The 7,191-nt window shown below is 70.5% G+C and carries 9 protein-coding genes; 4 read left to right on the top strand and 5 right to left on the bottom strand.

The window, feature by feature from the left end:
* A partial coding sequence (locus tag RL72_RS20195; protein WP_211256016.1) for a hypothetical protein occupies nt 1-211 on the top strand: 211 nt, incomplete at its 5' end.
* A 317-nt stretch (nt 212-528) separates the two neighbouring features.
* Here the strand turns inward: RL72_RS20195 and RL72_RS03375 are convergent.
* The 5 genes from RL72_RS03375 to tyrS form a co-directional block, all read right to left on the bottom strand.
* Nucleotides 529-1,326 carry a DUF4184 family protein gene (locus tag RL72_RS03375; RefSeq protein ID WP_045249397.1) on the bottom strand — a complete coding sequence of 266 codons (798 nt, stop codon included), beginning with the start codon at nt 1,324-1,326 and terminating at the stop codon, nt 529-531.
* 30 nt (nt 1,327-1,356) lie between these two features.
* Nucleotides 1,357-2,151, bottom strand: coding sequence for an amino acid ABC transporter ATP-binding protein (locus RL72_RS03370; RefSeq protein ID WP_045249396.1), 795 nt, complete (start codon nt 2,149-2,151; stop codon nt 1,357-1,359).
* Nucleotides 2,138-2,803: an amino acid ABC transporter permease gene (locus RL72_RS03365; protein ID WP_045249395.1), complete on the bottom strand. Its 666-nt coding sequence runs from the start codon at nt 2,801-2,803 to the stop codon at nt 2,138-2,140. The genes RL72_RS03370 and RL72_RS03365 overlap by 14 nt, the downstream gene beginning before the upstream one ends.
* Before the next feature lie 6 nt (nt 2,804-2,809).
* Nucleotides 2,810-3,634, bottom strand: coding sequence for an amino acid ABC transporter substrate-binding protein (locus tag RL72_RS03360; RefSeq protein WP_045249394.1), 825 nt, complete (start codon nt 3,632-3,634; stop codon nt 2,810-2,812).
* Between the two features lie 160 nt (nt 3,635-3,794).
* Nucleotides 3,795-5,096 (bottom strand): tyrosine--tRNA ligase, encoded by a 1,302-nt coding sequence (gene tyrS, locus RL72_RS03355; RefSeq protein WP_045249393.1) that lies wholly within the window; start codon nt 5,094-5,096, stop codon nt 3,795-3,797.
* Between the two features lie 67 nt (nt 5,097-5,163).
* On the opposite strand from tyrS, the gene RL72_RS03350 reads away from it, so the two are divergent.
* From RL72_RS03350 to RL72_RS03340, 3 genes are all read left to right on the top strand, one after another.
* Nucleotides 5,164-5,769, top strand: coding sequence for a hypothetical protein (locus RL72_RS03350; RefSeq protein ID WP_052674157.1), 606 nt, complete (start codon nt 5,164-5,166; stop codon nt 5,767-5,769).
* 83 nt (nt 5,770-5,852) lie between these two features.
* The gene (locus RL72_RS03345) at nt 5,853-6,572 is read left to right on the top strand and encodes a YcnI family copper-binding membrane protein (protein ID WP_045249392.1); all 720 of its coding nucleotides are present in this window, start codon (nt 5,853-5,855) and stop codon (nt 6,570-6,572) included.
* Nucleotides 6,569-7,147 carry a copper resistance CopC family protein gene (locus tag RL72_RS03340; RefSeq protein ID WP_052674156.1) on the top strand — a complete coding sequence of 193 codons (579 nt, stop codon included), beginning with the start codon at nt 6,569-6,571 and terminating at the stop codon, nt 7,145-7,147. The genes RL72_RS03345 and RL72_RS03340 overlap by 4 nt, the downstream gene beginning before the upstream one ends.
* Nucleotides 7,148-7,191 lie beyond the last annotated feature (44 nt).

The following is a 7,191-nucleotide window of genomic DNA, read 5'->3' as shown; positions in this document are numbered from 1 at the left end:
GAATGCCAACCCCGAAGGGCTGGTCTTTGATCCAAAGGAATTTCTCAACCAGCCCGAAGACTGGACGAGGAATAAATTGGCATTTGACAAGTGCACGCTGTTGAGTTCTCAAGGATCGGATGCTCCTGCGTTCCGGCCTCTCGGCCTTCCCTTCAGGGCAACTTCTCTATCTTATCCGTGTCGCTCAGGCTGTCAAATCGACACGCCGTGAGGTTCAGAACCGGATCCGTTCCCTCGTTTCCGAGGCAACTTCTCTAGCTTAGCCCTCCCGGCCAGTCTGTCAAATCGACGATCCTGGCGGACGGTCATCCTCTCAAGCGCACGCGCTTGATCCTCTGTGCGGGGAGAACCCGCGAAGAGGAACCGGCTTCCGAGGAAGTGGTGGATGGTGTTCGCCGCTTGGGGAGTCAGGCCTTCCGGCCCTTCGCTCTACCGCTTGGGGCGAACAAGTAATAAGTTACGCGGATCCCGGGGTTCCGGCAAATCGTGGCCCACTCTCGGGCGTGTCGCACGCGGCGGAGAGCAGCTTCATCGAGGCGGTTCGGCGCGGGATTCCGCGGATCTGCGCCGGCGGCCCCGCAGCACCGACACCAGGATCAGGGAGAGGGCTCCCCAGATCCCGACCGCGAAGGGAAGAGTCCGGTACGCGAGGTGCTGCACCGTGAACTCCGGCGTGAGCGGCCCGTAGAGGGCCAGGCCGATGCACGCCGCCGCGAGCAGGAACGCCGGGAGCGACACCCACCAGGTCAGACGGAGCGCGAGAGGGGCGGTGTCTGCGGCAGCCGGAACCCGGCGGCGCAGCCAGACCGCGCCCGCGACCGCCAGCACCGCCAGGCCTCCGATCCCCGACGCGTACTGCAGCCACTTGTACCCCGGCAGGAGCCCCCAGGACCGGTCGAGCGCGGGGATGAGGGCGACGCCGCCCCTCCCCTCGTGCGTGAACGCGTCCCACAGGATGTGCGAGACGATCCCGAGTGCGAGAGCGACCAGGAGCAGAAGCGTGCGGAGCGGCGTGCCGAACGTCTCCTCGAGGGCGGCGCGGCCACCACGGTCCCATTCGGCGGGCAGACGCTGCGCGAGGAACCGCGGTGCCAGCATCCGCGCGGCCGGCCGTAGGAGCACTCTCCAGATCAGGAGCAGAATCAGCGCGACCCCGACCGTCACCGGCAGCCAGCGCAGGTCGTGGGTGACGTCGTAGCCCACGATCGCACCGCGCGTGAAGAGCGGCAGATCAGGAGCCATGGCGCCGATCGCGACCGCAGCCGGCACGAACGGCGTGCGGATGAACGGCAGGGCGACGATCGCATGACTGGGAGTGAACGGCATGACCCGACGGTATCCGGCCGGACCCGAGGATCACTCGTACGGGCGCAGGATCCGATCCAGGAAACGTCGCGTGCGCTCGTGCACCGGCGCGGTGAAGACCTGCGACGGCGCGCCGCGCTCGACGACGACGCCGTCGTCCATGAACAGCACCTCGTCGGCGACCTGCCGCGCGAAGCCGAGCTCGTGCGTCACGATCACCATCGTCCAGCCCTCGGCCACCAGCTCCGAGATCACGCTCAGCACCTCGCCGACGAGCTCAGGGTCCAGCGCGCTCGTGGGCTCGTCGAAGAGCAGCAGGTCCGGCTTCAGCGCCAGCGCCCGCACGATCCCGACACGCTGCTGCTGTCCGCCGGAGAGCTGGAAGGGATAGGAGTCGCGCTTGTCGGCGAGGCCCACGCGTCCGAGCAGGGCGAGCGCCTCCTCCTCGGCCTGCGGCTTCGGCACGCCCTTCACCTGCACCGGGCCCTCCATCACGTTCTGCAGAACGGTCATGTGCGGGAACAGGTTGTGGTGCTGGAAGACCATCGCGGACCGGTCGCGCAGCGCGAGTCGTGACCGCTCCGCGGACCGCCGGTCTCCGCGGTTCGCGAAGTCCACGACGGGACCCCCGTCGAAGGACAGCACCCCCGCGTCGGGCGTCTCGAGCCCGTTCAGGGAGCGCAGCACCGTCGTCTTGCCCGAGCCGCTCGGCCCGATGAGCGCGACCACCTCGCCCCGCTTCACGTCGAGGTCGATGCCCTTGAGCACCTCGTGGGCGCCGAAGGCCTTCGTCAGACCGGTCGCGCGCAGCAGCGGCGTCGACGTCGGCGGATCAATGAGCGACATAGCGGTCCAGCTTCTTCTCCACGAAGCCCTGCGCCCCGGAGAGCACGAGGCAGAACAGCCAGTAGACGAGCGCCGCCTCGAGGTACAGCAGCATGACCTCCTGGCTGGCTGCGGCGATGCGCTGGGCGACGCGGAACAGCTCGGTGACCAGGATGAGGGAGGCCAGCGACGTGTCCTTGACGAGGGAGATGAACGTGTTGGAGAGCGGCGGAACCGAGACCCGCGCCGCCTGCGGGAGGATGATCCGGCGCAGGGTCCGGCCGCGCGACATCCCGATCGTGTACCCCGCCTCCCACTGCCCCACCGGCACCGAGAGGATCGCGGCGCGGATGATCTCCGCGGCGTAGCCGCCGACGTTGAGCGAGAACGCCGCAATCGCCGACGGCCACGGGTCGATGACGATCCCGACGGCGCCCAGGCCGTAGAAGATCACGAAGAGCTGCACCAGCAGCGGCGTGCCCCGGATCACCGACACGTAGCCTCGGGCGATGCCCGAGAGCACGCGCGACTCGGACAGGCGCATCAGCGCGATGAGCAGCGCGAGCACCAGGCCGATCGCGAACGAGGCGAGGGCCAGCGGGATGGTCCCGCTGATCCCGCCCCAGACGATCGGCCAGAACGACTCCAGGAAGAGGTGCAGCCCGTCGGGCATGGCGTGCTACTTCGAGACGTCTTCGCCGAAGTACTTCTTGCCGAGCTTGGCGAGCGTGCCGTCGGAGGACAGCTTCGCGAGCGCTCCGTCGACGGCCTTCACGAGCGCGTCCTTCTTCTTGGTGAATGCGAACGCGCTCTGCGCCGGGTCGGTCTGCGCGGCCACGGCCAGCTTCGCGTCCGGGTGCTGCTTGACGTAGTCCAGGTAGGTGAGCTTGTCGTTGACCGTGGCCTGCACGCGGCCCTGCTCGAGCAGGGCGACGGCCTGGGCCCAGCCCTCGACCGACTCGACGTTCGCCCCGGCGTCCTGCGCGAGCTTGTAGAAGTTGCTCGTCAGGGACTGCGCGGTGGTCTTGCCCTTGAGATCGGAGAAGCTCTTGATCGACGTGTCGCCCTTCTTCACCACCACGACGCTCGGCGAGACGGTGTACGGCGTGGAGAACAGGTACTTCGCCTGGCGCTCCGGATTGATCGAGACCTGGTTGCCGATGACGTCGAAGCGGCCGGCCTCGAGTCCCGCGAAGATCCCGTCCCACTGCGTCTCCTGGAACTCGACCTTCAGACCGAGCTCCTTGCCGACCGCCTGCGCGACCTCGACGTCGTAGCCGACGAGCTCGCCCGATCCGCCGTCCGCGTGGTACGTGAACGGGCTGTAGGTCCCCTCGGTCGCGACCGTCAGCGTGCCCGGCTTCACCAGCCCGTAGGACGCCGTGTCCGCGCCGGAGGATGCCGTGGGCTTGCCGGACGCGCCGCCCGAGCAGGCGGCGAGCGTGACGACGAGGGCGGATGCGGCGAGGCCGACGGCGATCCGGGCGATGCGACGGTGAGACATGGAGAGACTCCGTTCAGAGTGAAAAGTGCATGCGGAAAGGGCGCGCCCCGCGCATCCGAGTGGATCATACGCGCACCGGTCGCGCGAACTGCGTTTCGCCGTGTGTCGCGCCCCGGACCCCGGGATCGCGCGCATGCGGTCCCGGGGATCGGATCCGGTCTCAGGCAGGGAGCAGTCCCGCGAGGGTCTTCTTGCCGCGACGCAGCACCGAGACGCCGCCGGGCAGTCCCAGCGGCACGGTCGCGTCGTCAGCCTCGACGCGGACGCCGTCGATCGAGACGCCGCCCTGGGCGATGGCCCTGCGCGCCTCGGAGGCACTGGACACCAGGCCGGTCGCGACGAGCGCGTCGACCACGGAGGATCCGGCGGCGACCTGCGCGTTCGGCAGCTCCTCCAGTGCGGAGCGCAGCGTCGCGGCGTCGAGCACGGCCAGGTCGCCCTGACCGAACAGCGCCTCCGACGCGGCGATGACGGCCGCGGCCGCATCGATCCCGTGGACCGTCGCGACGACCTCGAGCGCGAGGCGCTTCTGCGCGGCGCGCCGGAACGGCTCCGCCTCGACCAGCGCCGCGTACTCCTCGATCTCCGCGCGGGTGAGGAAGGTGAACACCTTGAGGCGGTCGATCACGTCGGCGTCGGCGGTGCCCAGCCAGAACTGGTACATCCGGTACGGGCTGCACATCTCGGCGTCGAGCCAGATCGCGTTGCCCTCGCTCTTGCCGAACTTCGTGCCGTCGCTGTTCGTGATCAGCGGGGTGCCGATCGCATGCGCCGACACGCCCTCGACCCGGTGGATCAGATCCGTGCCGCTGGTGAGGTTGCCCCACTGGTCGCTGCCGCCGGTCTGCAGCACGCAGCCGTACTGGCGGTAGAGCTCGAGGAAGTCGAGGCCCTGCAGGATCTGGTAGCTGAACTCGGTGTAGCTGATGCCCGCGTCGGAGTTGAGCCGCGCCGCGACCGCGTCCTTCTTCAGCATCGTGCCCACGCGGTAGTGCTTGCCGATCTCGCGCAGGAAGTCGATCGCGCTCAGCGGCGCCGTCCAGTCGAGGTTGTTCACGATGCGCGCCGCGTTGTCGCCCTCGAAGCTCAGGTAGCGCTCGACCTGGGCGCGCAGGCGACCGACCCACTCCTCGACCGTCTCCCGCGTGTTCAGCGTGCGCTCGGCCGTGGGGCGCGGATCGCCGATGAGTCCCGTGGATCCGCCGACGAGGCCGAGCGGCTTGTGGCCGGCGAGCTGGATGCGGCGCAGGGTGAGCAGCTGCACGAGGTTGCCCAGGTGCAGGCTCGGCGCGGTCGGGTCGAAGCCGCAGTAATACGTGATCGCGGGCCCGGCGAGCAGGGCGCGCAGCGCCTCGGGATCCGTGGACACGTGGACGAGTCCGCGCCACACCAGTTCGTCCCACACGTTCTCGAACGAGGGGTCGATGGCCGGTGTCGCGGTCGTCAGGGATGGGTTCGACACCGGTTCAGGGTATCAGCGCGGATCGGCCCGCTCGGCCCGCCGGAAACGTCCGGCTAGGCTGGCAGCTGTGTGGGGAACGCGCGCAGGTCGCACGGTCCGGGGCCTGATCGCCGCCCTGGTCGCGACGTTCGTCGCCTCCGTCTCCCACTCCACCGCCGACGGCGCGCCCGCGCCCCTGATCGGCATGGTGCTCGCGCTGCTGTTCGCCGCCCCGGTCTGCATCGCCCTCGCCGGCCGCCGGCTGAGCTGGATCCGCCTGTCCCTCGCGGTGGGGCTGAGCCAGATCGCCTTCCACGGCCTGCTGCTGATCGGGGTCGGATCCGGATCCGGATCCGTGACGCCTGGGCTCGGTGCGCACCTCCACGGCACGGAGCTCGCGGGCGCCCTGGGTGCGACGGCGGTCGACGCCGGCCACGTCCTGCACCTGCGGCCGGCCATGTGGATCGCCCACGCGATCGCGGCGGTGCTCACCGTGCTGGCCCTGGGCCGGGGCGAGCAGGCGCTGCGGGCCCTCCTCGAGCTCACCGGCTGGAACCTCGTCGCGCGGCTGCTCCTGGCCGCACCGGCGCCGGCGCACCGTGGGACGGCTGCGCCGTCCGTGCGCGTGCCCGTGCTGCGCTCCCTGTTCTCGCTGACCGTCGTGTCGAGGAGGGGTCCGCCGCTGGCGGCCTGACCCCCTCCTCCCTCCGCACCGCACTCCGGGCGTCGCTTCGCGCGCCGCGGTGCACCCACACGACTCAGAAAGACACTCCCACCATGCGTAACACCCCTCTCTCCCGCGTGCTCACGGGCCTCGCCGCCGGCGCCGTCCTCGCGGTCGCCGTCCCCCTCGCCGCGTCCGCTCACGTCACCGCGACGCCGAATCAGGCCGAAGCCGGATCCTGGACGTACGTCACCTTCCGGGTGCCGAACGAGTCGGCGACCGCCAGCACGGTCAAGCTCGACATCCACCTGCCGTCCGACAGCCCGTTCACGAGCGTCAGCTACCAGCCCACTGCGGGCTGGACCGGCGCCGCCACGAAGACGACCCTGCCGAAGCCCGTCAAGGTGGAGGGCAACACCATCAGCGAGGCGACCACCGAGATCACCTTCACGGCCGACGCGGGAGGCATCGCCCCCGGCCAGTTCCAGACGTTCACGCTGTCGCTCGGCCCCGTGCCCGACACGGGGCACATCGTCATCCCGGCGACGCAGACCTATTCGGACGGCAAGGTCGTCGAGTGGTCGGCCACGCCCGAGCAGGTGAAGAAGGACGACACGCTCGAGCCGGCGCCCGTGCTGTGGGTGAACGATGCGCCTCCGGCCGATCACCACGGCGGTGCGTCCGCGACGGCGGCGCCGATGGCGGAGGCCGAGGAGCCCGCCGGCGGCCAGGGCGGACTCGCCCTGGGGCTGAGCATCGCGGCGCTCGTGGTCGCGGCCGGCGGCGCCCTGCTCGGCGGCTTCGCCCTCGGGCGTCGGAAGGCCGGCGCGTGAGACTGCGCCACCGGCTCACGGCGCTCGCCGCCGCCGTCGGCGTCGGCACCGTGCTCGCGGTCTCCGGGGCTGCGGCGGCGAGCGCTCACGACACGCTCGACGGCACGGATCCCGCCCAGGGCTCGACCGTGACGAACCTCTCGGCGGTGTCGCTCACCTTCAGCGCCGACCCGCTCGGCACCGACGGCGCGACCGTGATCCAGCTGATCGGTCCGGACAAGAAGTACTACGAGACGGCATGCCCGGATCTGAACGGCCCCGTGGTGTCGTCCCCGGTCGCGCTGGGGCCGGCCGGCACGTATGAGGTGCTCTGGCGCGTGGTGTCCTCGGACGGGCATCCGATCTCGGGCAGCTACACGTTCGCGTACGCCCCGGACGGCACGGCCACCCCGGCTGCCGCCGGCTCGGCGAAGCCCGTCTGCGGGCCCGCCGCGTCGGAGTCGACCGAGGCGCCCACCGCCTCGGCGTCGGCGGATGCGGGCCTGTGGATCGGGCTCGGCATCGGGGCCGTCGTGCTCGTGGGCGTCGGCGTCGGCGCGTGGGCCCTCGCCCGCGGCCGCAAGAACGAGGACTGAGGCCCCCGGGCGTTCGGATCCTCCCGAGGTGCGCCGGTCGCGTC

It is taken from the genome of Microbacterium azadirachtae, assembly GCF_000956545.1.
In the GTDB taxonomy this organism is placed as follows: domain Bacteria; phylum Actinomycetota; class Actinomycetes; order Actinomycetales; family Microbacteriaceae; genus Microbacterium; species Microbacterium azadirachtae.
Note: the sequence above shows the minus strand (reverse complement) of the source record. Positions and strands in the feature narration are given on the sequence as shown.